Origin of the sequence: Janthinobacterium kumbetense, assembly GCF_023703445.1 — a bacterium.
Classification (GTDB): domain Bacteria; phylum Pseudomonadota; class Gammaproteobacteria; order Burkholderiales; family Burkholderiaceae_D; genus Janthinobacterium; species Janthinobacterium kumbetense.
In genome coordinates, this window is sequence record NZ_JAMQGR010000003.1 from 559,551 (window position 1) to 584,637 (window position 25,087).

Below are 25,087 nucleotides of genomic sequence, written 5' to 3' on the forward strand. Positions count from 1 at the left end.
AACTATTATGCAAATTGCCTTGTTTAAAAAAAGGTATTGCTTTTGCATTAGCTATGCAAGAATCGTGATCCCGGTGTCGGCCTTGCCCCGCATCGTTTCCATGACCGCTGACTGCTCGTTGAAAGACTGCCTACATGAAAATTTCCCGTACTCTCGCCTTCCTCTTGTTTTCCGCCGGCTTGCTGGGGAGCGCTGCCGCCACTGCCGCGCCTGCCGGCAGCTACTTCCGCTTTCCCGCCGTGCGCGGCGATACCGTCGTCTTCACGGCCGAAGGTGACTTGTGGAAAAGCAATCTGCGCGGTGGCGCGGCGCAGCGTTTGACCACGCATCCGGGCTATGAAACGAATGCGGCGATTTCGCGCGACGGCCAGTGGATCGCCTTTTCGGCCGCCTATGAAGGGGCGCAGGAAGCGTATGTGATGCCGCTGGCCGGCGGCTTGCCGCGGCGTATTTCGTACGACAATGGCGGCGTGCTGGTGCTGGGCTGGACGGCGCAGGGCGAAGTGCTGGTCAGCACGCAAAATACGGACGGTCCCGCGTCGCGCCGCATCGTTGCCGCCATCGATCCCGTGAAACAGACGCGCCGCGTGTTTCCCGTGGCCGACGCCAACGATGCCGTGCTCGACGACGCCGGCAAGACGCTGTTCTTTACGCGTTTCGGCCTGGCCATGACCAACGACAATGTGCGCAACTACCGGGGCGGCGCGCATGCCGTCCTGTGGCGCTATGACCTTGATGGCAAGGGCGAGGCCGTGCGCATGCACGCGGAACCCGCTGTGTTGGCTGGCAACAACAAGCGCCCCATGTGGTGGCAGGGCCGTGTCTACTATATCAGCGACGCGGGCGGCAGCGACAATCTGTGGAGCATGCTGCCCGACGGCTCCGACCGCCGTGCCTTGACGAGCCACACGCAGTGGGACGTACGCAATGCATCCCTGGGCGATGGCAAGATCGTCTACCAGTTGGGCGCCGATTTGCACGTGCTGGACCTGAACGTCGCGGCAACGGGCGCTTCGCAGCCGCTGGCCATCAGCCTCGTGTCCGATTTCGACCAGCAGCGCGCGCGCCAGATCCGCTCACCGCTCGATACCTTGAGCAATGTCCAGGTGTCGGGCAAGGATGAGCGCATCATTCTTACTGCAAGGGGCCGTGTCAGCGTCGCCGGCACGGGCAGCCTGCGCCGCGTCGACATCGCCATTCCGGAAGGGGCGCGGGCGCGCGACGCCGTCTTTTCCAGCGACGAGAAATCCGTCTTCGCCATCGTCGACACGAGCGGCGAGAATGAAATCTGGAAGTACGCCGCCGATGGCTCGGGCAAGGGCGAGCAGCTGACGACGCAGGGCGATAATCACCGCTGGAAATTGTATCCGTCGCCGGACGGGCGCTGGCTGGCCCACACGGATAAAAAGGGCCGTTTCTGGCTGCTGGATCTGGCGACCAGGGGCAACGCGCTGATCGACGACGCGGGCAAGGCGGGCGTGGACAAGCATGACGAAGTGCAATGGTCGCCCGACAGCCGCAACCTGGCCATCGTGCGCGTGGCCAGCAACGAGCAGCGCGAGCAGATCGGCTTGTACAACCTCGCGTCGAAGCAGCTGCAATTCGTCACCAGCGACCGCTACACGTCTGGTTCGCCCGTGTTTTCGCCGGACGGGCGCTGGCTGTATTTCTTGTCGGCGCGCAATTTCCAGCTGGCCAACGGTTCGCCATGGGGCGACCGCAACATGGGCCCCGTGTTCGACAAGCGCACCGGCGTGTATGCGCTGGCGCTGCAGCCGGGCAACCGTTTTCCGTTCCAGCCCGACGATGAACTGAGCCGTCCGGGAGTGAAACCGCCCGAGACGGACGATGAAAAGGCCGCCGAATCGGCGGCGGAAAAAGCGCTGGAAAAGGCGGGCGGCAAGGGCGCCGTGAAAAAGGCGCCGGCGGCACTGCCGGCCATCGTCAGCCAGGGCCTGGCCGAGCGCCTGTATGAAGTGCCGCTGGCGGCGGGCAATTACAGCGCGCTGGCCGCCGATGACAAGCGCCTGTATTTCCTCGAGCGGGACAGCGGCGAAAACAAGTCCAGCCTGAAGACCTTGGCGATTGGCAACACCGGCTCCAAGCCGGAATTGCTGGTGGCCAATGTGCGCGAATTCGACCTGGCGCAGGACAAGAAGCATTTGTACTACCGCACGGCGGCGGCCACGGGACCGGGCGAGATGCTGGTGATCGAGGCGGGCGCCAAGCTGCCGGCCGACCTGTCGAAGGCCAAGGTCAAGGTCGACGACTGGACTTTCGTGTCGAATCCGCGCCTGGAATGGAAGCAGATGTTCAACGACGCCTGGCGTTTGCACCGCGATTTTCTCTACGACGCGAAGATGCGCGGCGTGGACTGGAAGGCGGCGCGCGACAAATATGCGCCGCTGGTCGAGCGGGTCACGGACCGCGCCGAACTCAACGACGTGCTCGGCATGATGGTGGCCGAAGTGGGCGCCCTGCATTCGCAGATCCGCCCCGGCGAATTGCGCCGCACGGAGCAGGAAGGCACGCCGGCGGGCCTGGGCGCCGTGCTGGCGCGCACCAGCGACGGCTACCGGGTCGAGCATGTCTACCGCAGCGAAGCGGAGCTGCCCTCGGCGCGCGCACCCCTGTCGCGTCCCGAAGTGGAGGTGAAGGCGGGCGACGTGATCACGGCCGTCAACGGCAAGGACGTCTTGGGCGCGCGCGACATCAGCGACCTGCTGCTGAACCAGGCTGACAAGCAGGTGTTGTTGCAGGTCAGGCGGGGCAAAGGCGCGCCGCGCGCCGTCATCGTCACGCCCGTCAACATGGCGAAACAGACGGCGCTGCGCTATGGCGACTGGGAATTGAGCCGCGCCGAGCAGGTGGCGGCCGCCTCGCAGGGACGCATCGGCTACCTGCATTTGCGCGCCATGGGCCCCAACGACATCGCCTCGTTCGCGCGCGATTTTTACGCCAACATCAACCGCGAAGGCCTGGTCATCGACGTGCGGCGCAATAACGGCGGCAATATCGACAGCTGGATCATTGAAAAACTGCTGCGCAAGGCCTGGGCCTACTGGGCGCCGCCGGGCGTGCAGCCGTCGTCGAACATGCAGAATACCTTCCGCGGCCACCTGGTCGTGCTGGTCGACGAACTCACGTATTCGGATGGCGAGACCTTCGCCGCTGGCATCAAGGCCCTGGGCCTGGCGCCGCTGGTGGGCAAGCGCACGGCGGGCGCCGGCGTCTGGCTCAGCGACAATACGCGTCTGGCCGACAATGGCATGGCGCGCGTGGCGGAAAACGGCCAGTTCGGCATCGACGGCCAGTGGCTGATCGAAGGCGTGGGCGTGGTGCCGGACGTGGAGGTGGAAAATCCGCCGCACGCCACCTTCAATGGCGCCGACCGCCAGCTGGAAGTGGCGCTCGACATGCTGGCGAAAAAGCTCAAGGAGCAGCCGCGCCCCGCTTTCCAGGCGCAGCCGATCCCCGCGCTGAAGTAGTCCCGCTACAGGCCGCAGGCGGCCTTGAACTGTTGCGCGCGGCGGCGCGACACCTCGACCACGCTGCCGTCCAGCAGGTGCAGGTCGAGGCCATCGGCCGCATTCGGCGCCACTTGCGCCACCTGCGCCAGGTTGACGATCTGGCGCCGGTTGGCGCGCAGGAACAGGGCGGGATCGAGCCTTTCTTCCAGCTGGTTCAGGGTGCGCAGCATCAGCGGACGCTGCGTGCCGAAATGCACGCGCGTGTAGTTGCCTTCCGATTCCAGCAGGCGGATATCGTCAAACGCCACGAACCAGCAGCGCTCCCCATCCTTGATGAAGACTTTGCGCGGCGCGGGCGGCGGCACGGCTTGCGCCCGCGCGCCGGCGCGTGCCAGCGCCGTGGCCAGGCGTGCCGCCTGCACGGGTTTTTGCAGGTAGTCGAGGGCGCTGACCTCGAACGCCTGCAGCGCGTACTGGTCGAAGGCCGTGCAAAAGATGACGTCGGGCGCATCATTGAGCGCGGCCAGCAGGTCGAAGCCGGAGCCGCCCGGCATCTGCACGTCGAGCAGCAGCAGGTCGGGCCGCAGCTTGCCGATCTGCGCGACGGCGTCGGCCGCGCTGGCCGCCTCGCCCACGATCTCCACGGCGCCGCGCTGCACATGCGGCGCCAGCAGCCGTCGCAGCTCGGCGCGCGCCAGGCGCTCGTCATCGACCAGCAGTACCTTGAGCGGCTGGCCGTTCATGCCCGCTCCGGCAGGTGGATGGTGGCGTGCACCCAGCCCGCCTGTTCGCGCAATTCCAGGCTGGCGCGCTCGCCGCAAGCCAGTTGCAGGCGCTGGCGGGCATTGCGCAGGCCGACGCAGGTGGAGTTGCCCGGTTCGCGCAAGGCGCCCGTGTTGGCCACGTCGATCTGCAGCATGGCCGCGCCGTCAGCCGGGCTGGTGCGGCGCGCCGCGATGCGGATGTCGGCGCCCTCGGCGCTCGCTTCGACGCCGTATTTGACGGCGTTTTCCACCAGCGTCTGCAGGGCCATGGGCGGCACGCGCACGTGTTCCACGTCGTGCGCGCCGATCTCGATCGCGAAGCTGACGCGCAGGCGTTCCTCGAAGCGTATCTGTTCGATGGCCAGGTAGGCGCGCACGGCGTCCAGTTCGGCCGCCAGCGGCACCGTGGCGTGCTGGCCCGATTGCAGCGCGTGGCGCATCAGGCCGGCCAGCTGGTCGATCATGTGCGCGGCCGCCTCGCGGTCTTCGAAGATCAGGGCGCGCACGCTATTGAGGCTGTTGAAGAAAAAATGCGGATTGACTTGCGCCTGCAGGGCGCGCAGTTCGGCCTCCCGTCCGTGCAGCTGCAGGCGCAGGGTTTCCGCTTCCAGGCGAGCGGCGCGGCGCAGCGACAGCGCGGTGAAGTAAAACACCGTCCAGGTCAGGAAGACCCCGAACCAGAACAGCAGCGCGCCAGGCAGCCAGGCGATGCCGCGCAGGATGTCGGGCGGATACATGACGTGGAAGGCGGCCGTCACACTGGCCGTCTGGATGGCGGCCAGCAGGATCAGCGACGGCACGATGCGTTTCCAGCGCAAGCCGTTTACCGCCCAGCCGCGTCGGCGCAGCACGCCATGCCACAGGTGCGACAGCAGCAAGCCGCCCAGCGATCCCCAGCAGGCGATGGTCGCGACGATGCGCAGTTGCGAGGAGCCGCCGTACACGCTGTTGAACAGGGCCAGCGCGCCCCAGCCGGCCAGCTGGAAGGTCCAGTACCAGTCGATCCGAGCCAGCAGCGGGGGGCGGTGGGGTGGCGTCATGGCTCAACGCAGGAATTGCTCGATCTGGCCGAACATCCAGTCCGGCTGGTCGTACATGATGAAGTGGCGCGCCGTGTCGGCCAGCGCGATCTGCACGCCCGGCAGCTGTGCATACTGTTGCTGGAACGTGGCTTCGATGGCGGCGCGCGGCGCGTAGTCCTTGTAGGCGATCCAAGTGCCCAGTACCAGCGTGGGCGACTGCACTTTCGCCACGTCCTGGCGCAAATCGCTGGCCATCAGGGCGCCCATGGCGCTGATCACCGTTTCGCGGTCCGAGCGCTGGCCCCAGCCGACGATGCGTTCCACGTCGGCCGGCGCGCTGGCCATGGCCGCGACGGTGCGGCGCTGACTGGCGCTGGCGGCCGCCGCATCCTGGGCCCGCATGGCCGCCTGCATCTGCTGCGACATGGCTTGCAGCTGCTCCGGCGTGATGGAGGGCAGTTGCGTCGCGCCCAGCGCCGGCAGCGAATCGACGATCACCAGCTTGCCCGTTTGCGCCGGATGGTCGATGGCCATTTTCAGTGCCAGGAAGCCGCCCAGGCTATGTCCGATGATGGCCGGCTGGCCCAGTTTGCGGGTGCCGATGTAGTCGGCCAGCTGTTGTTCCGCCTGCGCCAGCAGGTCGCCTGCGATGGGTGCCACGCCGGCAAAGCCGGCCAATGTCAGCACGTGGCATTGGCGCGCGGCTTGCGGGCCGCACAGGCGCGCCACCGTGGCTTGCCACACTTCGCCCGAGGACGCGAGGCCGGGAATCAGAATGAGGGGACGGCCTTGTCCGGTGACCTCGACCGTGAAGGCCTTGGGTGCGGCGGCCTGGCTGGCGCCCGCCAGCAGCGCGGTACTGAGCAAGATCAATGTTTGCAGTGTTCGTTTCATGGGGTACTCCTCCTTGACGACCATGCTAGCGGCGCCGGGAACGCGCGGCCAGCGTCGCGGGATGAGCGGCGCCAGGGCGGGATGAGCGGTTCAGATCCACCCATCGTGGTCCTGGCAGTGGTCCGGATGGTAGGTCAGGTATTGCACCATGCGCGGCGCCGGGCCGCGGTTGGGCGTGGCGCAATGGGGCAGGGCCTGGTGCCAGATGATGAAATCGCCGGCCATGCCTTCGACGGGCACGGGCCGCAAGTCGTCGACGGCCCATTCGCGCGGCTGGCGCCCTGGCGGCACTTGCCGCAGCCAGCCGGCCATGCGGTGCTGGAAGCCGGGCACGCAGTGGAAGGCGCCGTGCTGCGCCGGACAGTCGCTCAGGTACAGCATGCCTTGCAGCTTGAACGGAATCGGCTGCTGCAGGCTGACGTCCCAGTGCAGGGCGCTGCCGAGGAAGCGGTGCTGCGGCGTTTCCGGAGCATTGAAGCTCACCTTGTCGATGCTGGCGTAGATGCCGGCGCCAGTGCCGTACAGCTGCTGGTAGGCGTGGCGGATGTGCGCAACGTGGCGGTTTTCCTCGAGGGCCGGGTGGTCGGAAAACTGCAGCATCAGGCCCCGCTTGCCCGGGTGCGGCTGGTACCACGATGCCGCATCGTCCGGGGAGGCGCCCAGATAGTCCCAGATGGCCGCCCGGGCAGCGGCGCACTGCGTGCGCGGCACGGCGCCGCGCAGCACCAGATAGCCGTGTTCCTCGAAATGGCGCAGCTCGGCGGCGGACAGCACGTCCTCGTGCGCGCTGGCGGCATGGGCCGGGCGTGGGCGCGTGCGCGCGGCGATCCAGTCCGTGTAGGCTTGCAGGGTCGGCCGTTGCTGATACAGGAAGTGCAGCGCGTCTTCCATCGAAATGCCGCGTGCGTACAGCGCCTTGATGTCGCTGTGGTCGCGCGCCAGTCCCGGGTTGCCGCTCGCGGCGCCTTGTCCCGTGCAGCGCTGCCATAAATCGTGCAAGTGAGCCCAGTCGTCCATGGTGTTTTTTGTCTGGTTGGAAAAATCAGCCGGCGCGGAGGCGGCGCCACAAGGTAGTGCGGCTGATGCCGAGGTACTGGGCGGCGGCGTCGCGGCGCCCGCCGAAGCGCGCCAGCACGGCGCTGGCGCTTTCGTCTTCCAGGCGCGGTGCGACGGCGGCGGCCGGCGCCGGCGGCAGCGCCGCCGTGCCGGCAGCGTTGGCCAGTTCCGGCGCCACGCCCAGCACGAAGGCGGGCGTCAGCGCCTGCAGCGGTTCGGCGGCCAGGAACAGCGCCAGGCGTTCGGCCAGGTTGCGCAGTTCGCGCACGTTGCCGGGCCAGTCGTAGCGGCGCAGCAGCGGCGCGCAAGCCTGGATTTCCGCGTGCAGGTTGGGATGCGGACGGGCGCCCAGCGCGGCCAGCGCGTTTTTCAGCGACCATTCGGCCAGGCCGGGAATGTCGCTGGCGCGTTCGCGCAAGGCGGGCAAATGCAGGCGCAGCACGGCCAGGCGGTAGAACAGGTCGGCGCGGAAGCGTCCTTCGCGGATGCGCTGTTCCAGGTCGCAATGGGTGGCGCTGATGATGCGCACATTGATGGCGATGGGCCGCGTGCCGCCCACGCGCACCACTTCGCGCTCTTCCAGCACGCGCAGCAATCGCGTTTGCAGGGCCAGCGGCATTTCGCCGATTTCGTCGAGGAACAGGGTGCCGTGGTTGGCCGCTTCGAACAGGCCCGCATGGCCGCCCCGGCGCGCACCCGTGAAGGCGCCATCTTCGTGGCCGAACAGTTCCGATTCCAGCAGGGATTCGGCGATGGCGCCGCAATTGATGGCGATGAAGGGTCGGTTCGCGCCCAGGCTGCGCGGGCTTTCACGGTGGATCGCCTGCGCCACCAGTTCCTTGCCGCTGCCCGTCTCGCCCTGGATCAGCACCGTCGCCGGCGAGCGGGCATACAGCACCACCGACTGGCGCAGCGCTTCCATCGCTTCCGATTCGCCGCGCAAATCGTGCAGGCCGTGGCGCGCGCGAAGGGTGTCGGCCACCACCGCGCGCCGTCCGCGGTTCGATTCGATCTGGGTCAGGCGCGCCAGTTCCAGCGCGTCGTCGAAGGCGCGCCGGATGGCCGTGGCCGAATACACGAAGACGGCGGCCAGTCCCGCTTCCTCGGCCAGGTCGGTGACGAGCCCCGCGCCGACGACGGCCTTGACGCCGGCTGCCTTCAGTTCATTGATCTGCGCGCGCGCGTCTTCCTCTGTGGCGTAGGTGCGCTGCGCGATCTGGAAGCCGAAGGTGGCGGCAAATTCGGCCAGTTCCGGCATCGGGTCCTGGTAGGTGACGACGCCGATGTGCGGCGAGATGCGCCGCGCGCGCGCCAGCGCCTGCATCACGTCGTAGCCGCTGGCCTTGGCGATGATGACGGGTACCGACAGCCGGCCTTTCAGGTAGGCGCCGTTCGAGCCGGCCGCGATGACGGCGTCGCAGCGCTCGGTGGCCATGCGTTCGCGGATGTGGCGCACGGCGTCGTCGAAACCCAGGTTGATCGGTTCGATCGTCGCCAGGTCGTCGTATTCGAGCGTGATGTCGCGGAACAGATCGAACAGGCGCGAGACGGAGACGGTCCAGATGACAGGTTTGTCGCGGTGGTCGAGCGGAGGTTGGGGAGGGCGGCGCATGCTTTATTCTAAACGATTTGTTTCAATTTCCAGCCATGCAACGGCGTTGCAACGGGCGTGTTGCAGGTGGTCTGTGGTGTTTCAGATATTGCCAATAAGGAATATGAAAAAACCGTGGGAAACTGGTTTATGATCTAGCAGCACCATGATGCTTGTAGGAATCCTTTTCCCAGGCGCATGTTTATCTTGTCCTTAACCGTCCCATGGTGTCCATGAACCGCGTACCGACCAGTCCCGATTTCATCGCCGATGCCTTGCAACTGATCGCCTTGCCGGCCTGCGCCTGCGATGCCTGCGGCATGGTGGTGGCGGCGAATGGCGCCTTGCAGGCCCTGCTGGGCCGGGATATCGCGGGCCGGCTGCTGGCCGACTGCTTTACGGACGCTTACTGCGCGTCGAGCACCAGCATGCTGCGCGGCGCGCTCGGTGCGGCCGGGCGCGAACGGCATTGGGACAGCAGCCTGGAGGGGGCGGCGGGCGCCATCGCCGTGCAGGTCTGGTCCCGGCCCCTGCTGGTGGACGATGGCTTGCCCGGCGCGACCCTCGTGTTTGCCGACATCCGCGTGCAGCAGCGCGACCAGCAAGCCTTGCGCAAGACCTTGCTCGAGCAGCAGGCCATCCTGGAAAGCGCGGCCGTCGGCATCGTCTTTTCCAAGGGCGGCTTCATCGAAGAGTGCAATATCCGCGCCGCCGAGATGCTCGGCTACGCGCGCCACCAGTTGACGGGCATGCCGGGCGCGGTGCTGTACCGCTCCGCCGAGCATTGCCGCGCCCTGGGGCTGGAAGCGGCGCCGCTGCTGTCGAAAGGCAAGCCGTACCGCACCGAACTGGAATTGCGGCGCCAGGACGGCAGCTTGTTCTGGAGCCGCCTGCACGGGCGCGCCGTCGATCCCCTCAATACGCATGACGGCACGGTCTGGATCATCGAGGATATCAGCGACCACCGGCGCGATGAAGACCAGCTGCGCCGCGCCATGCTGGAAATGCAGGCCGTGATGGATAACGCGCCCCTGGCCATCGGTTTTCAGCGCGACAAGGGCGTGCTGCGTTATAACCGGCGCTTCGCCGAATGCTTCGGCTTCGATGGCGACAGCGGCGTGGGCATGGCCGTCGCCGACCTGTATCCGTCGCGCGCGGCGTATGAAAATGTCGTCAGGCAGGCTTCGCCCCTGCTGCGGCGCGGCCAGCCGTTCCAGGGCGAGATGGAGATGCGCCGCAGCGACGGTTCCACTTTCTGGGCGCTGGCGTATGGCTATGTCCTGAATCCGGAGAGCCAGACGGACCGCGGCTTGCGCGACACGATCTGGCTGTTCGACGACCGCAGCGCGCAGAAGGCGGCCGAGGAGGCGACGCGCCAGCTGATGCTGGAGCAGCAGGCTATCCTCGACAATGCCTCCGTCGGCATCCTGTTTTCCCGTTCGCGCCTGGTCCTGCGCTGCAATCCCCGCTTCGCCGAAATGTTCGGCTACGCGCAGGAGGAGATGACGGGCTTGCCCGCCGCCGAGCTGTTTCCTTCTCCCGCCGCCTACGAGGCGTTTGGCGTGCAAGCCACGCCGCTGCTGGGACAGGGCTTGCCGTACGAGCAGGATGAATCGCTGTTCCGCCGCCGCGACGGCAGCCTGTTCTGGTGCCGCATCCGCGCCAAGGCCGTCGACCAGGCGCACAGCGAGCAGGGCGCCATCTGGATCCTGGAAGACGTCACGGCCAGCCGCCAGACGCAGATGGAAGTGGCGGCCATCATGACGAATGCCTCGGTGAGCATCCTGTATACCAAGAACCGCCAGATCACGCGCTATAACCTGGGCTTTGCCGCCATGTTCGGCTACAGCGGCGACGAGGCGCTGGGCTTGCCCGGGCGCGCGCTGTACGTGTCGCAGCAATCCTACGAATTGCTGGGCGCGGCGGCCTTTCCCTTCCTGTCCGTGGCCAAGCCCTTCCAGACGGAAGTGGAAATGATGCGCCGCGACGGCAGCACCTTGTGGGCGCAGCTGATCGCCTATGTCGTCAATCCCGACGATCCCGCCGCCGGCACCATCTGGATCATCGAGGACCGCACGGAAGCCAAGCGCGCCGAAGAATCCCTGCGCAACGCGCTGCTGGAAAACCAGGCCATCCTCGACAGCGCCGTGCTGGGCATCTCGGTGGTGGAGGGCGGCCACAATTTGCGCGCCAACAGCAAGATGGAAGAGCTGTTCTGCTATGGACCCGGCGAGATCAACGGCCTGTCGGTGCAGGCCCTGTATCCCGACGTGGCCGCGTGGAAGGCGGCGCGCGGCGAGACGGCGCGCGATTTCGATGCGGGCAGAGTGCACATGTCCGAATACCAGCTGGTGCGCAAGGATGGCAGCCGCTTCTGGGCGCGCCTGTCCGGCCGGCCATTTGACCTGGCGCATGCGCATGGCCGTTCCGTGTGGCTGGTTGACGACGTGACGGCGCGCCGCGAGGCGGCCGAGGCGGTGCGCCGCGCGCGCGACGAGCTGGAATTGCGCGTGCAGGAGCGCACGGCCGAACTGGCCGGCGCCAACCTGCTGCTGCAGGGCGAGATCGTCGAGCGGCGCCAGGCCGAGGCGCGGGTGCATCACATGGCGTACCACGACAACCTGACGGGCTTGCCGAACCGCGCGCTGCTGTCGGACCGGCTGGAGCGGGCCATGCTGGCCGCGCAGCGCTCCGGGCGCAAGCTGGCCGTGATGTTCATCGACCTGGACCGCTTCAAGACCATCAACGATTCGCTGGGCCACATGACGGGCGACCTGCTGCTCAAGGAAGTGGCCGCCCGGCTGTGCGGCGCCGTGCGCGCCAGCGACACGGTGGCGCGCCTGGGCGGCGATGAATTCGTCGTGCTGGTGCCGGGCATCCGCGGCAGCGACGAAGCGGCGCACGTGGCCGAGAAGGTCATCGAGGCGCTGACACCTGCCTTTCCTCTTGACGGCCACGTGCTGCACGTGACGCCGTCGATCGGCATCTGCCTGTATCCGGACGATGGCGGCGATGTCGATGCGCTGATGCGCCATGCGGATGCGGCCATGTACCACGCGAAGGGCAATGGCCGCAACAACTACCAGTTCTTCACGCAGACGATGAACCAGGCGGCGGCCCTGCACTTCGACCTGGAAAGCAGCTTGCGCACGGCGCTGGCGCTGCAGCAGTTCGAGCTGTTTTACCAGCCGGTCATCGATATCGCCACGCGCCGGCTGCACGGCATGGAAGTGCTGCTGCGCTGGCGCCGTCCCGGCCACGGCCTGGTGCTGCCGGACCGCTTCATCCCCATCATGGAGGAAAACGGCTTGATCGTGCCGGTGGGCGAGTGGGTGATGCGCCAGGCGTGCGAGCAAAGCATGGCCTGGCAGCGCCAGGGCTTGCAGCCCGTTCCCTTGGCGGTGAATCTGTCGCCGCGCCAGTTCATGCACAAGGGCCTGGTGGCTGCCATCGGGACCGTGGTGCGGGAAACGGGCATCGATCCGGCGCTGCTGGAATTCGAGATCACCGAGACGGCGCTGATGCAGCACGGCGAGCATACACTGGAGATTTTGCGGCAGATCAATGGCATGGGCTTGCGCCTGTCGATCGACGATTTCGGCACCGGCTATTCGAGCCTGGCCTACCTGAAGCGCTTCCCCGTGAAGAAGGTCAAGATCGACCGCGCCTTCATCAAGGACCTCGAACATAGCGGGGAAGACCGCGCCATCGTGGCGGCCATCATCGCGCTGGCCGACAGCCTGCAATTGTCGGCCGTGGCCGAGGGCGTGGAGACGGAAGAGCAGTTCGCCCTGCTGCAGGCGAACGGCTGCCGCTATGCGCAGGGTTATCTGTTTTCCGCGCCCGTGCCTGCCGTGAACGCACAGGCCTTGCTGGAGCGGATAGCCGCTAGTTAATCAATCGTTGCCACGACGGCGCATGGTCGGACGGCTGTTCCCACTTGCGGGGCGAGTGCTCCACTGTCGATGATGCGCGCCTTGTCTAGTCGATGGTGGCCACGACGGGTGCATGGTCGGACGGCTGTTCCCATTTGCGGGGCGAGTGCTCCACTGTCGATGATGCGCGCCTTATCTAGTCGATGGTGGCCACGACGGGCGCATGGTCGGACGGCTGTTCCCATTTGCGGGGCACGCGGTCGATGACGCAGGCCGTGCAGCGGGCGGCGAGGGCGGGCGAGAGCAGGATGTGGTCGATGCGCAGGCCCTTGTTCAGGCGGAAGCCCAGTTGGCGGTAATCCCACCAGCTGAACGATTTGTCCGCCTGCTCGAACAGGCGGAAGGCGTCCGTCAGGCCAATGTCGAACAGGCGCTGCAGGGCGGCGCGTTCCTTGTCCGAGACCAGCACCTGGCCGGCCCAGGCGACGGGGTCGTGCACGTCGCGGTCGTCGGGCGCGATATTGTAGTCGCCGACGACGGCCAGTTGCGGGTGCTGCTGCGCTTCTTCGGCCAGCCAGTCGTGCAGGGCGGCCAGCCAGCCCAGCTTGTACTCGTACTTGTCCGAATCGATGCTCTGGCCGTTCGGCACGTAGGCGCAGACGACGCGCACGCCTTTGACGGTGGCGGCCAGGATGCGCTGCTGCGCATCTTCATAGCGCGGGTTGTTCTTCACCACGTCGGTGATCGGCAGCTTCGACAGGATGGCCACGCCGTTGTAGGTTTTCTGGCCGCTGAAGACCACCTGGTAGCCGGCCGCCTCGATTTCGGCGACGGGGAACTTGTCGTCCGTGAGCTTGGTTTCTTGCAGGCAGAGTATGTCGACCGGGTTGTCCGTCAGCCATTGCAGCACTTGCGGCAGGCGCACTTTGAGCGAATTGACGTTCCAGGTGGCGAGTTTCATGGGAAAAATCCTTGCTTGAATAGGTATCGATAGGCGCGAATCTTACCGCATGCGTGTCGCCGGCGTCCTGCGCTGCCTGGCCGGTGCGGGCTTTATTTACTTGCCGGGAATAAGAGTGCAAATAAAATATTTATACTTAACCAATCGTGGCGCATGAATATTATGTTTTTGTGTATCATTGATCAACCCCTATGTTTGATTTGGCATAAGTGGCTGGCGCGGCAGGATGCGTCTGGCCGTTTAACGCGACAAAGGTGTAAAGTTTCTCGCTAAAACGCGATAAAAACTACTAAAATGGCACCGTGTAACAACTGTGTCATACGGCTTTGTTACAGCCAAGTTAAGAACCGAACAGGAAGCAGTTGTAATTAGTTGTAATTGCTATTCCGATTACATGACCACTGTGCCGGGGACGGAGTGTCAATTCCGTCCTTGGCGCCGCCAGACTTGTTATATAAATTGCAGTACTATATCTATGAGACTGTTTTGCGACATCAATAGATGGTACTATTTTGAAATGTTGCAGTTTTAATAGTGAGACTTGCGCGTAGCATTTGCAAAGGAAGAAAATGCGAACTGCATTTGAAGCGTGGGCGCAGCGTGACGGCCACATTGTGCGGCGAAGAGAAGACAAACCGGATGAGTACCTGATTTTCGAGACCCAGCGCCGCTGGGTTATCTGGCAGGCTGCTCTGACGCATGGCAAGACGGCTGCCAAGCCGCGCGTGAGCGCGGCCGAAAAGGCGGCGAAAGCCCAGCGCGCGCTGGAAATGTCTTCCGATGAAGCGACCGTGCGCAACAAGGTGCTCAATGAGGTGCTCGACGCCTTCAGCGGCGCCGATGGCGCGGCCGGCATGGAAGGCATACTGAAAGTGATCCAGGGCCTGAAGCAGAAGCAGAAGGCACTGGCCGACGACAAGAGCGAAGATTCCACGGCTTGAGGGGGCGGCGATGCGTTATCGGCACTACAAGGGCGGCATTTATGAACTGGTGTGCGAAGCCACGCTGGAAGCGGATCTGACGCCGATGATCGTGTATCGCGCCGCCGACGGTTCCATCTGGACCAGGCCGAAAGACGTGTTCTTTCAACTGATCGAAGTCGAAGGCGTCATGGTCCAGCGTTTCGCTCCCATCAACTGATGGCCGCCTGCGTGCGTGCCCGGGATACTCTTCATGCGTAAATTGCTGCCTGCCGCTCTGGTGCTGGGCCTTGCCTGCGCCGCGGCGCGGGCCGAAACCATCGGTTCGGTCGACACGGTGTTCAAACTGATCGGCCCTGACCACAAGATCGTCGTCGAAGCGTATGACGATCCGCGCGTCGCCGGCGTCAGCTGCTATCTGTCGCGCGCCAAGACGGGCGGCATCAAGGGCGCCGTCGGCCTGGCCGAAGACAAGGCCGATGCGGCCGTCGCGTGCCGCCAGGTGGGGCCGCTGCAATTCAAGGGCAAGCTGCCGCGCCAGGAAGAAGTGTTTACCGAGCGTGCCTCGATCTTCTTCAAGCACGTGCGCGTCGTGCGCATGGTCGACAGCAAGCGCAATGCGCTGGTCTACCTCGTGTATTCCGACCGCCTGATCGAAGGCAGTCCGAAAAACAGCGTCACCGCCGTCGCCGTGCCTGGCGACCAGCCGATTCCCGTCCGTTAAGCGAGCTCCCATGCGCGTGCCGCTGTCTGCTCCCTTTGCCGCCAGGACGCTGCTGCTGTTGGGCCTGGGCGGCTGCGCCACGCTGACGGGCAACACCGAGCAAATGGTGCTGGTGCAAACCATCCAGGACAACCGCGAGTTGACGGGCGCCGGCTGCATCCTCAGCAACGACGTGGGCAAATGGTTCGTTACCACGCCCGGGCGCATCACTATCCGCAAGAGCCAGGAACCGCTGAAGGTCGATTGCCGCAAGCACGGTTCGCCCGCCATCGCGACGGACGACCACATCGATCCCAAGCTTAATGGCAGCGTCTGGGGCAATGTCATCCTGACCCTGGGCGTCGGCTATTTCGTCGACCGCAACACGGGCGCCGGTTTCGACTACCCATCCATTTTGACCATCGTCATGCAGGATCCCGCGCGCCTGGCGCCGCCGCCCGCGCCGATTTCAGCGCCGCCGCCCGCGGCCGCCGTGCCTGAAACGGTGGTGCAGCCCAAAGTGGCGCCATCGCCTCTGCCTAATCCCGTCGTCTACTGATTCAAACGTACATAAAAAAACCGCCATGGTCGCAAGACCTGGCGGTTTTTTGTGCCTGGCGCTGCCAGTAGCGAAATGCCACCGGCAAGCGTCAACTTACACGCGGTTGATCAGGAACGTCGTCAGCAGGGGGACGGGACGACCGGTCGCGCCCTTCGAGCCGCCCGACTTCCACGCCGTGCCGGCGATGTCCAGATGCGCCCAGGTGTACTTCTTGGTGAAGTTTTCCAGGAAGGCCGCTGCCGTCACCGAACCGCCGCCTGGCGTGCCGATGTTGGCCAGGTCGGCGAAGTTCGACTTCAGCTGCTCGTTGTACGCCTCTTCGATCGGCATGCGCCATGCCGTGTCGCTCGACTGCTTGCCCGCTGCCAGCAATTCGTTGGCCAGCTGGTCATGCGCCGCATCGCTGCGCGTAAACAGGCCGCTGTTGTGGTGGCCCAGAGCGACGACGCAAGCGCCCGTCAGGGTGGCGATATCGACCACGGCTGCCGGCTTGAAGCGTTCGGCGTAGGTCAGCGCGTCGCACAGCACCAGACGGCCTTCGGCGTCCGTGTTCAGCACTTCGATGGTCAGGCCGTTCATGGAGGTGATGATGTCGCCCGGCTTGGTGGCGCGGCCCGACGGCATGTTTTCGCACGCGGCGATGACGCCGATGACGTTCAGCTTCAGGTTCATTTCGCCGATGGCGCGGAAGGTGCCCAGGACCGAGGCGGCGCCGCACATGTCGTACTTCATTTCATCCATGCCAGGACCGGCCTTGATCGAAATGCCGCCCGTGTCGAAGGTGATGCCCTTGCCGACCAGGACCACCGGCGCATCCTTGGCCTTGCCGCCCATGTGTTTCAGGACGATGAACTTCGGCGGCTGCTCGCTGCCGTTGGTGACGGACAGGAAGCTGCCCATTTTCAGCGCTTCGAGCTGTTTGCGGTCCAGCACTTCGACTTCGAACTTGTAATCCTTGGCCAGCTGCTTGGCCGTGTTGGCCAGGTAGGTCGGATTGGCGATGTTCGCCGGCAGGTCGCCCAGGTTGCGCGTCAGGTCGGAACCGTTGGCGATGGCGATGGCTTGCGCCAGCGCGCCGCGCGTGGCGCTTGTCGCCGGCGCCGCCAGGACGATCTTGCGCACGCCTGCCGGTGCCGGATCTTTTTTGCTTTTTTGCGAGTCGCAGCGGTATTCGCTGTCATGTGCGGCTTGCACCACGCAACGGATTGCCCAATTTACGTCGCGCTCTTTCACTTCAGTCAGCGGTAATGCGATAATGGCGTCCGCAGCGCCCAGCGAGCCGAAGGCCTTCAGTGCGGCTTGCACGCCGGTCGTGAAGCTTTTTTCGCTGACAGCGTCATCGCTGCCCATGCCTACCAGCAGAACACGTTCGGCGGCGACGCCATCGACTGCGCGCAGCAGCAAAGTGCTGCCAGGCTTGCCGCTGATGTCGCCGGACTTCAGCGCAGCCGAAATCGCACCCTTGCTGTCCAGCGATTTTGCCGCTGGCGACAGTTTTTTGTTTTCGAATACCGCAACCGCGATGCATCCGCTTTTGGCCGTGCCGAGGGTGCTCTTGGTATCGAATGCTTTTATGCTAAAGTCCATTTGGTTCTCCGTTTTCATTTACTAGTAACGTGTTACTCAACTAACTGACCCGAATTATAAACTCCGAATGATCTTTCAACGCGCCCTTCGACGTGAATTGGCTAGTGCCGCCGGGGCCACCTTCACAGTTTTGTTCAGCATCCTGCTCACCTGGATGCTGATCGGTATTCTCGGCAAGGCGGCGGGCGGCAAGATCGCGTCGTCCGACGTCATGTCGCTGATGGTTTTTTCCGCCCTGATGCAGCTGCCCACCATCCTCATCCTCACCGGTTTCATCTCGGTGCTGATGGTCGTCACCCGCAGCTACAAGGAGTCGGAGATGGTGGTGTGGTTCGCGTCCGGCCTGAGCCTGTCGCGCTGGATCTGGCCCGTGCTCAGCTTCGGCTTGCCGCTGGTGCTGGCCACCGGCATCCTGAGCCTGTACGCCACGCCGTGGGCGCAAAAGAAGAGCGATGAATACGTGGCGCGCTTCGAGAAGCGCGAAGACCTGCAGAAAGTCACGCCTGGCCAGTTCCGCGAATCGGCCGGCAGCAACCGCATCTTCTTCGTCGAGGGCGTCAGCGGCGAGAAGACCGTGGTGCAGAACGTCTTCGTCAATACCGTCGATGAAAAAGGCAGCGCCGTCGTCGTCGTCGCCAAGGAAGGCGTGATCAACACCGACGCCAAGGGCGAACGCTTCCTGGTGCTCAAGAGCGGCCGCCGCTACCAGGGCGTGCCGACGCAGGCGGACTTCCAGACCATGGAATTCGAGCAGTACATCATGCGCATCGAGAGCAAGCAGCAGGAACTGGGCGCGGAACTGGGCGTGCGCGCCATGAGCACCATGGCGCTCATCGCCGAACCGAATCCCTACACCATGGCCGAACTGCTGTGGCGGGTCAGTGCGCCCCTGATCGGCCTGATGCTGATCCTGCTGGCCATTCCGCTGGGCTTTGTCAATCCGCGTGCCGGCAGTTCGACCAATTTGATCATCGCCCTGCTGATTTTCTTTACGTACAGCAACCTGATCAAGGTCATCGAAGCGAGCGTGAAGCAGGGCCGGCTGACCTTCGGCCTGGCCTGGTGGCCGCTGCACCTGCTGGCGGCGCTGGCCGTGGTGGGGCTGTTCGCGTGGCGCCTGAATGTGAACCACCGCTATCATCCGCTGGTCCTGCTGGCGGCTTTCAAGCGCGCGCGCCGCGCCGGCAACACAAGTAAAGCGGCATCGAAATGAAGATTTTACAGCGCTATTTTGCGGTCTCGATATTCCAGGCGGTGCTGTTCGTGCTGCTGGCCTTCCTGGCACTGCAAGCCTTCATCGACCTGACGGGCGAACTGCCCAAGGTGGGGCGCAACGGTTACACCATCCAGTATGCCTTCCTGTACGTGCTGGTGCTGGTGCCGGGACACGTGTACGAGGTGATGCCGATCGCGGCGCTGATCGGCACCATCTACACGATGGCGCAGTTTGCCGCCAGCTCCGAATTTACCATCATGCGCGCATCGAGCATGTCGACGGCGATGGCGGCCGGTTTCCTGTTCCGCATCGGTATCGTCTTCGTCGTCATCACCTTCATCTTCGGCGAGTTGATCACGCCGCGCACGGAACCGCTGGCCGAACGCCTCAAGCTGACCTCGCGCGGCGCGGCCGTGTCGAGCGAGTTTCGCTCCGGCCTGTGGACCAAGGACATGGTCAAGAGCGAGGGCTTGACGGGCCCCGTCACCGGTTCGCGCTTTTTCAATGTCGGCGAAGCGCGTCCGGACGGCCAGCTGAAAAACGTCAAGCTGTATGAATTTGACACCGATATGCGTTTGCGCACCTTGACCGTGGCCAAGGGAGCTACGTATCAGGGCAATAATATCTGGCGCCTGACCGAGGTGACGGAAACGTCGTTCTCGAACAGCGCGGCCGCCTCGCCCGGCTTCGAGCCGAAGCTGGCGAACTACTATGGGCAGGAAACGAGCCTGGTGCGCACGGTGCAAAGCGCCAGCAAGGACATGACGTCGGAAGTGACGCCGAAGATCCTGACGGTGTCGGCGTCCGATCCCGAGCGCATGTCGGCCAGCGAACTGGCCGTGTACACGCGCCACCTGGCCGAGAACAAGCAGGAAACCGAGCGTTTCCGCATCGCCTTCTGGAAAAAACTGATCGATCCGCTGGCCATTTTCGTGCTGATGGCGCTGGCGCTGCCGTTTGCCTACATGCATACGCGCAGCGGCGGCATCAGCCTGAAGATCTTCATCGGCATCATGATCGGCGTGAGCTTCATGCTGGTCAACACCCTGTTCTCGCATCTTGGCCTGCTCAGCACCTGGCCGGCCTTTCTGACGGCGGTGGCGCCGAGCGCCCTGTACCTGCTGCTGGCGCTGGGCGCCCTGTGGTGGGTGGAGCGGCACTGATGGAGACGAACGTGCAGCAGGCGCTGATCCTGTTTGCCCATGGCGCGCGCGCCGCATCGTGGGCTGCGCCCTTCGAGCGCCTGCGCGACCTGACCCAGGCGCGCATGCCCGGCACCGGCGTGCACCTGGCCTTCCTGGAGCTGATGTCGCCGCGCCTGCCCGAACTGGTGGCGACCCTGCTGGCCCAGCTGCCCGCCGGCGCCATCCTGGACGCCACCGTGGTGCCCGTGTTCCTGGGGCAGGGCGGACATGTGCTGCGCGACTTGCCGCTGTTGCTGGAAGAATTGCGCCAGCAGCATCCGGCACTGCGCCTGAAGGTGGTCGAGGCGGTGGGCGAGAACGCCAGCGTGCTTGCCGCCATCGCCGATTACTGCGTGGCGGCGCCAGGCTCCAGCCCTCTGCCTTGAGCGGCATCGACATCGTCTACCTGTGGGTGGACGGCGCCGATCCCGCCTGGCGCGCGCGCCGGCAGCAGGCATATGCCGCCTGGGCGCAGGCGCATCCCGGCCAGCTGGCCCTGCACGGCAACGTGGCGGGGCGCTACCGCGACAATGGCGAACTGCGCTACAACCTGCGCGCGCTCGAGCGCTTCTTCCCCGGCCACGGCCATGTCTACCTGCTGACGGACCGGCAAGTGCCCCGCTGGCTGCGCGCCTCATCGCGCCTGACGGTGATCGACCATGCCAGCCTGATGCCCGATGCATCCCTGCCGGTGTTCGATTCCGGCCATATCGAATCGTATCTGCACCATATTCCGGGTCTGTCCGAGCGTTTCCTGTATCTGAACGACGACGTGTTTTTCGGCGCGCCGTTCGAACCCGCATTCTGGTTTGGCGGGGAAGGGGACGGACGTTTGAGCGTTTTCACGGAGAGCACGCTGCAGGATGAGTTGCAGGGCTTGCGCGCCGATGTGGCGGCGCCCGTCAATTGCGCCACCTTGTCGCGGCAATGGCTGTCGGCGCAGTACGCCGATTACCGGCATGAACCGCGCTTGTATGCGCATGCGCCGCGGCCCATGCTGAAAAGCGCGCTGCATGTACTGGAAGGGCTGGCGCCGGCCATGTTTGCCGGCGTGCGCGCGACGGTGTTCCGCTCGTGGCAGGTGCCGGCCTTGCTGCCCGACCTGGTGCCGCGCTGGATGGTGCATCAGGGGCTGGCGCGCTCGCGCATGCTCGACCCGCTGCATATCGCCAGCGGCGATGCGCAGGCGCCGCAGCAGCTCGAGGAGCTGGCGGCGCGTTTCGGCAGCTTGCCGTTTTTCTGTATCAACGATACCTGCGACGAGGCCGAGGACGACGACCCGCGCCTGTTGCGCGTGGCCGCTACCTTGCAGCGGCTGTTGCCGCTGCCATCCTCGTTTGAACTGGGCTAGGCCAGCTTTGTCTTCGGCGCCAGGCTGATGCGGGCGGCGGCCGCGCTGTCGGACAGCGAAGCGAGGAACAGCAGCAGATAGGCGCCCAGTTCGAAGACTTCCTCGCCCAGCAGCGCATAGGCGTCCGGCATGCCATGGAAGACCTTCTTGTCGAAGGGCCAGCCGGCAACCATCAGCAAGCCGCCGATGGCCGTCAGGATGGTGATGCGCATGCTGAAAATCTGCGGCGCATGGGCAAATACCTTGCGCGCGCGCGGTGCGAAAAAGATCAGCACGCGTATCAATATCAGCAATTCCACCACGCGCAGGGCTTTTTCCAGCTGCGCCCAGGCGGGCGCCGTGCCGAACTGGTCGATATCGAGTTCGCGCAACAGGAAGCCGAACAGCAGGGCAGACAAGCCGGCATGCATGAGGAAACGCAAGGATTGGCGGTCAGTCTCTTGCCAGGCGCGCGTGCCGTGCACGGTGCAGGCCAGGGCCAGGAACAGCGCCTGCAGCCATTCCAGTAAGTGGTTTTCATCGTCGATATTCGGGAACACCGTCCACAGGGCGATGGAGGCGAGCATGCTGAGCAGCACAGCGCCGGCGACGCCGGCATTGCTGCGGCTGAGCGAAGTCAGGGCTTCGCGCACGGAAGAGAAATTCATTGTTGATTGTGACGGCTCAAGTTGCGCGGCGCGGTATTGCAGCCTGCGGGCGCAGCTTTTTTCGGGGAGATTGCCGGGCGGCTCCCGTCAGCCGGGAGGCCGCGCAACAAGCGCTATGGCGGGGCGAAGCGTGATTTTCTTGCTATCACGCAACAACTTCTCGAGAAAAGATGCGTGAGCATCGTATCATGTTTCCTCGGAAGACGTCAGTTACTGACTTTAAAGTCGGTAAAATACGGTGTGTTTATTCAAGCATGGCGCGCCAGAATGGCGACCGCTGCTTCCGTGACCTGGTGCGCGCGCGTGGCCATGGCGTCGCCCAGCATCACCAGCACGGGACCGTGGGTGTCGCCCAGGCCATGCGCCAGGCTGCTCAGCGGCAGGCGCACGATGCGCTGGTCCGGGCGGCTGCAGTTTTCAATCACCACCACCGGGGTGTCGGCACGGCGGCCCTGGGCCAGCAGGCGCTGGGCCGTGGCGATGGCTTCGCGGCCACCCATGTATTGCACCAGGGTATCGCAGTCGGGAATGCGCGTCTGGTCCGGTTCGCCCGGCGCCGTGCTGGACGTAAAGAAGGCGACGCTGCGCGACACGCCACGCTTGGTCAGCGGCTGCTGCGTCGCGGCCGCGGCCGCCAGGGCCGTGGTGATGCCGGGCACCACTTCGACGGCGATCCCCGCCTCTTCCAGCGCGCGCAATTCCTCGTCGGCGCGGCCGAACAGCATGGGATCGCCCCCTTTCAGGCGCACGACGACGGCGTGCTTGCGCGCGTTGTCGACCAGTTGCTTGTTGATGAACGCCTGTGCCGTCGATAGCTGGCCGCAGCGCTTGCCGACCAGGATTTTTTGCGCCTGCGGGCACAGCTCCAGCATCTCTTCGGTGACCAGCGCGTCGTGCAGCACGACGTCCGCTTGCGCCAGCAGGCGCGCGCCGCGCAAGGTCATCAGGTCTTGCGCGCCGGGGCCGGCGCCGACCAGGTAGACCTTGCCGGGGAGAGATGGGGAGCTGTTCATATGGCTGCCTTTCCTGGACGATACGGGGTTAGAGCCGGACCATGCCGGCCGCGACCGTCTGGTGGGTCACTTCATCGATCAGGATAAACGCACCCGTGGCGCGGATATCGGCATACGCGTCGGCCGCCAGCGCCTGCTGCACGTTCAGGCTGATGCGGGCGATGTCGTTCAGCTTCAAGCCTTCGGCCGGGTGGCGCTGCTGCGTGTTGATGTCAAGGATAGATTCGATCGCCGTCACCTTGGCCGCCGTCTGTTTCGTGCCGTGCTTGATCCAGTACTTGCGGCGCAGGTCCAGCGCGTCTTCCGACAGCCAGCACACGTCGGCCACCACCTGTTTCAGCAGGGTGGCAGGGCGATCGTTGCTCGCCAGCAAGTCGCCGCGCGAAATATCCAGGTATTCATTGAGCAGCAAGGTCACGGACTGGCCCACCACGGCCGTCGGCAGCGAGCCGTCCAGGGTGACGATATCCTTGACGGTGGCCGTCTGGCCCGAGGGCTGCACCACGAGGGTGTCGCCGATGCTGACCTTGCCCGCTTCGATGCGGCCCATGTAGCCGCGGAAGTCGTTCGCTTCGTGGCCATTGTGGCGCGCCACCAGCTGCACGGGGAAGCGGAACGGCGTGTCGTGCGATTCGTCGTAGACGGACAGCGATTCGAGCAACTCGATCAGGGTCGGGCCCGTGTACCAGCCCAGCTTGTCGCCGCGTTCGACGACGTTGTCGCCCGTCAAGGCGGACAGCGGGATCGGCGTGATATCCTTCAAGCCCAGCGACTGGGCGAATTCGCGGTAGGCGGCCACGATGCGGTTGTAGACCGTTTCATCGTAGTCGACCAGGTCCATCTTGTTGACGGCCACGACCACGTGCTCGATCTGCAGCAAATGGGCGATGGTCGAATGGCGTTTGGTCTGGATCAACAGTTCCACGCTGCCATCGTCACCCAGTTTGACTTTCGACACGTCGATCAGGATGATGACGGCGTCGGCGGTCGATGCGCCGGTCACCATGTTGCGCGTGTATTGCTCGTGGCCGGGCGTGTCGGCGATGATGAATTTGCGTTTCGGCGTGGCGAAGTAACGGTAAGCCACGTCGATGGTGATGCCTTGCTCGCGTTCCGCTTCCAGGCCGTCCGTCAGCAGCGACAGGTCGACCGTGTCGCCCACCGTGCGCTTGTGCTTGGAGCGCGACATGGCGTCGAGCTGGTCGGCGAAGATGCCCTTGCTGTCGAACAGCAGACGGCCGATCAGGGTGCTCTTGCCGTCGTCGACGGAACCGGCCGTGATGAAGCGCAACATGCCGCGTTCGACGCTGTCGGTGAGATTGGTGTTCTGGATTGCTGCGTTCATTAGAAATACCCTGCTTTCTTGCGTTTTTCCATCGAGGCTTCGGACGTCTGGTCATCCATGCGGGTGGCGCCCCGTTCCGTGATTTGCGTGATTGCCGTTTCGGCGATGATGGCGTCGACCGTCGCCGCATCGGATGACACGGGGCAGGTGCACGAGATATCGCCCACGGTGCGGAAGCGCACGACTTGCGTTTCCACCGTTTCGCCTTCGCGCGGCGGCGTCAGATCCGTCAGCGGCACCAATAAACCGTTGCGCGGGATCACCTGGCGCTCGTGCGCGAAGTAGATCGGCGGCAATTCCAATTTCTCGCGGGCGATGTATTGCCACACGTCCAGCTCCGTCCAGTTCGAGATGGGGAAGACGCGCATGTTTTCACCGGGATGCACGCGGGTGTTATACAGGTCCCACAGTTCCGGACGCTGGGCTTTCGGGTCCCAGGCACCGAATTCGTCGCGGAAGGAAAAGATGCGTTCCTTTGCGCGGGCCTTTTCCTCGTCGCGGCGGGCGCCGCCGATGCAGGCGTCAAAACCGTGTTCGGCGATGGTTTCCAGCAAGGTCACGGCTTGGGCCGCATTGCGCGAATCCGTGGCCGGGTTGCGCAGGCGCACGGTGCCGCGCTTGATCGAGTCTTCCACGGAACCGACGATCAGGCGCTCGCCCAGTTCCGCCACCTTCTTGTCGCGGAAAGTGATGACTTCCGGGAAGTTGTGGCCCGTGTCGATATGCACGAGGGGAAATGGGAACTTGCCTGGGCGGAAGGCTTTCTCGGCCAGGCGCAACAGGACGACGGAATCCTTGCCGCCGGAAAACAGCAGCGCAGGGTTGGCCGATTCGGCCGCCACTTCGCGCATGATGTGGATGGCTTCCGATTCAAGGCTGTCGAGGTGACGCTGGTTCAAAATATTGCTCATATAGGGTGCTTTCTT

The 25,087-nt window shown here is 64.7% G+C and carries 21 protein-coding genes; 10 read left to right on the forward strand and 11 right to left on the reverse strand.

Going from position 1 to position 25,087, the window contains the following annotated elements; all coding sequences use genetic code 11:
- Positions 1-134: 134 nt before the first annotated feature.
- A complete protein-coding gene (locus NCG91_RS13440) occupies positions 135-3,488 on the forward strand; it encodes a S41 family peptidase (protein ID WP_251350041.1) in 3,354 nt (1,117 codons plus the stop codon).
- A gap of 5 nt (positions 3,489-3,493) precedes the next feature.
- On the opposite strand, the gene NCG91_RS13445 is transcribed toward NCG91_RS13440, so the two are convergent.
- The 5 genes from NCG91_RS13445 to prpR all read right to left on the reverse strand — a co-directional run bounded on the left by NCG91_RS13445 (position 3,494) and on the right by prpR (position 8,818).
- Positions 3,494-4,213: a LytR/AlgR family response regulator transcription factor gene (locus NCG91_RS13445; protein ID WP_251350042.1), complete on the reverse strand. Its 720-nt coding sequence runs from the start codon at positions 4,211-4,213 to the stop codon at positions 3,494-3,496.
- A complete protein-coding gene (locus NCG91_RS13450) occupies positions 4,210-5,274 on the reverse strand; it encodes a sensor histidine kinase (protein ID WP_251350043.1) in 1,065 nt (354 codons plus the stop codon). The genes NCG91_RS13445 and NCG91_RS13450 overlap by 4 nt, the downstream gene beginning before the upstream one ends.
- Positions 5,275-5,277: 3 nt before the next feature.
- Positions 5,278-6,150, reverse strand: a complete 873-nt coding sequence (locus NCG91_RS13455) for an alpha/beta fold hydrolase (RefSeq protein ID WP_251350044.1) — start codon at positions 6,148-6,150, stop codon at positions 5,278-5,280.
- Positions 6,151-6,240: 90 nt separating this feature from the next.
- Positions 6,241-7,167 (reverse strand): phytanoyl-CoA dioxygenase family protein, encoded by a 927-nt coding sequence (locus tag NCG91_RS13460; protein WP_251350045.1) that lies wholly within the window; start codon positions 7,165-7,167, stop codon positions 6,241-6,243.
- 25 nt (positions 7,168-7,192) lie between these two features.
- Positions 7,193-8,818, reverse strand: coding sequence for a propionate catabolism operon regulatory protein PrpR (gene prpR / locus NCG91_RS13465; RefSeq protein ID WP_251350046.1), 1,626 nt, complete (start codon positions 8,816-8,818; stop codon positions 7,193-7,195).
- 212 nt (positions 8,819-9,030) lie between these two features.
- On the opposite strand from prpR, the gene NCG91_RS13470 reads away from it, so the two are divergent.
- The gene (locus tag NCG91_RS13470) at positions 9,031-12,693 is read left to right on the forward strand and encodes a sensor domain-containing protein (RefSeq protein WP_251350047.1); all 3,663 of its coding nucleotides are present in this window, start codon (positions 9,031-9,033) and stop codon (positions 12,691-12,693) included.
- A gap of 175 nt (positions 12,694-12,868) precedes the next feature.
- Here the strand turns inward: NCG91_RS13470 and xth are convergent, their stop codons facing one another.
- Positions 12,869-13,633, reverse strand: a complete 765-nt coding sequence (xth, locus tag NCG91_RS13475; protein WP_251350048.1) for an exodeoxyribonuclease III — start codon at positions 13,631-13,633, stop codon at positions 12,869-12,871.
- Between the two features lie 569 nt (positions 13,634-14,202).
- Between xth and NCG91_RS13480 the strand changes: the two genes are divergently transcribed.
- Genes NCG91_RS13480 through NCG91_RS13495 form a run of 4 tightly spaced genes read left to right on the forward strand, consistent with a single transcriptional unit; the run spans position 14,203 to position 15,815 of the window.
- Positions 14,203-14,574, forward strand: a complete 372-nt coding sequence (locus NCG91_RS13480; RefSeq protein WP_034751548.1) for a phiTE_015 family protein — start codon at positions 14,203-14,205, stop codon at positions 14,572-14,574.
- Between the two features lie 10 nt (positions 14,575-14,584).
- Complete coding sequence (locus NCG91_RS13485) at positions 14,585-14,773, forward strand: DUF1653 domain-containing protein (protein ID WP_034782199.1); 189 nt, start codon at positions 14,585-14,587, stop codon at positions 14,771-14,773.
- Between the two features lie 33 nt (positions 14,774-14,806).
- Positions 14,807-15,277, forward strand: a complete 471-nt coding sequence (locus tag NCG91_RS13490; protein ID WP_251350049.1) for a CreA family protein — start codon at positions 14,807-14,809, stop codon at positions 15,275-15,277.
- Between the two features lie 10 nt (positions 15,278-15,287).
- Positions 15,288-15,815 carry a hypothetical protein gene (locus tag NCG91_RS13495; RefSeq protein WP_251350050.1) on the forward strand — a complete coding sequence of 176 codons (528 nt, stop codon included), beginning with the start codon at positions 15,288-15,290 and terminating at the stop codon, positions 15,813-15,815.
- A 96-nt stretch (positions 15,816-15,911) separates the two neighbouring features.
- On the opposite strand, the gene NCG91_RS13500 is transcribed toward NCG91_RS13495, so the two are convergent.
- Positions 15,912-17,405: a leucyl aminopeptidase gene (locus NCG91_RS13500; protein ID WP_251350051.1), complete on the reverse strand. Its 1,494-nt coding sequence runs from the start codon at positions 17,403-17,405 to the stop codon at positions 15,912-15,914.
- 67 nt (positions 17,406-17,472) lie between these two features.
- On the opposite strand from NCG91_RS13500, the gene lptF reads away from it, so the two are divergent.
- Genes lptF through NCG91_RS13520 form a run of 4 tightly spaced genes read left to right on the forward strand, consistent with a single transcriptional unit; the run spans position 17,473 to position 21,156 of the window.
- Positions 17,473-18,618, forward strand: coding sequence for an LPS export ABC transporter permease LptF (gene lptF, locus NCG91_RS13505; RefSeq protein WP_077401100.1), 1,146 nt, complete (start codon positions 17,473-17,475; stop codon positions 18,616-18,618).
- On the forward strand, positions 18,615-19,784 hold the full coding sequence (lptG, locus tag NCG91_RS13510) for an LPS export ABC transporter permease LptG (RefSeq protein WP_251350052.1): 1,170 nt from the start codon (positions 18,615-18,617) through the stop codon (positions 19,782-19,784). Before lptF ends, lptG begins: the two co-directional genes overlap by 4 nt.
- On the forward strand, positions 19,784-20,191 hold the full coding sequence (locus NCG91_RS13515; protein ID WP_099665039.1) for a sirohydrochlorin chelatase: 408 nt from the start codon (positions 19,784-19,786) through the stop codon (positions 20,189-20,191). The genes lptG and NCG91_RS13515 overlap by 1 nt, the downstream gene beginning before the upstream one ends.
- Entirely contained in the window at positions 20,188-21,156 is a 969-nt protein-coding gene (locus NCG91_RS13520; RefSeq protein WP_251350053.1) for a Stealth CR1 domain-containing protein, read from the forward strand. Before NCG91_RS13515 ends, NCG91_RS13520 begins: the two co-directional genes overlap by 4 nt.
- Here the strand turns inward: NCG91_RS13520 and NCG91_RS13525 are convergent.
- The 4 genes from NCG91_RS13525 to cysD form a co-directional block, all read right to left on the reverse strand.
- Positions 21,153-21,803: a hypothetical protein gene (locus NCG91_RS13525; RefSeq protein WP_099665037.1), complete on the reverse strand. Its 651-nt coding sequence runs from the start codon at positions 21,801-21,803 to the stop codon at positions 21,153-21,155. The genes NCG91_RS13520 and NCG91_RS13525 overlap by 4 nt on opposite strands.
- Positions 21,804-22,051: 248 nt before the next feature.
- Positions 22,052-22,816, reverse strand: a complete 765-nt coding sequence (gene cobA, locus NCG91_RS13530; protein WP_251350054.1) for a uroporphyrinogen-III C-methyltransferase — start codon at positions 22,814-22,816, stop codon at positions 22,052-22,054.
- A 28-nt stretch (positions 22,817-22,844) separates the two neighbouring features.
- Complete coding sequence (locus tag NCG91_RS13535; RefSeq protein ID WP_251350055.1) at positions 22,845-24,161, reverse strand: sulfate adenylyltransferase subunit 1; 1,317 nt, start codon at positions 24,159-24,161, stop codon at positions 22,845-22,847.
- Positions 24,161-25,072 (reverse strand): sulfate adenylyltransferase subunit CysD, encoded by a 912-nt coding sequence (gene cysD, locus NCG91_RS13540; protein WP_176390377.1) that lies wholly within the window; start codon positions 25,070-25,072, stop codon positions 24,161-24,163. The genes NCG91_RS13535 and cysD overlap by 1 nt, the downstream gene beginning before the upstream one ends.
- Positions 25,073-25,087 lie beyond the last annotated feature (15 nt).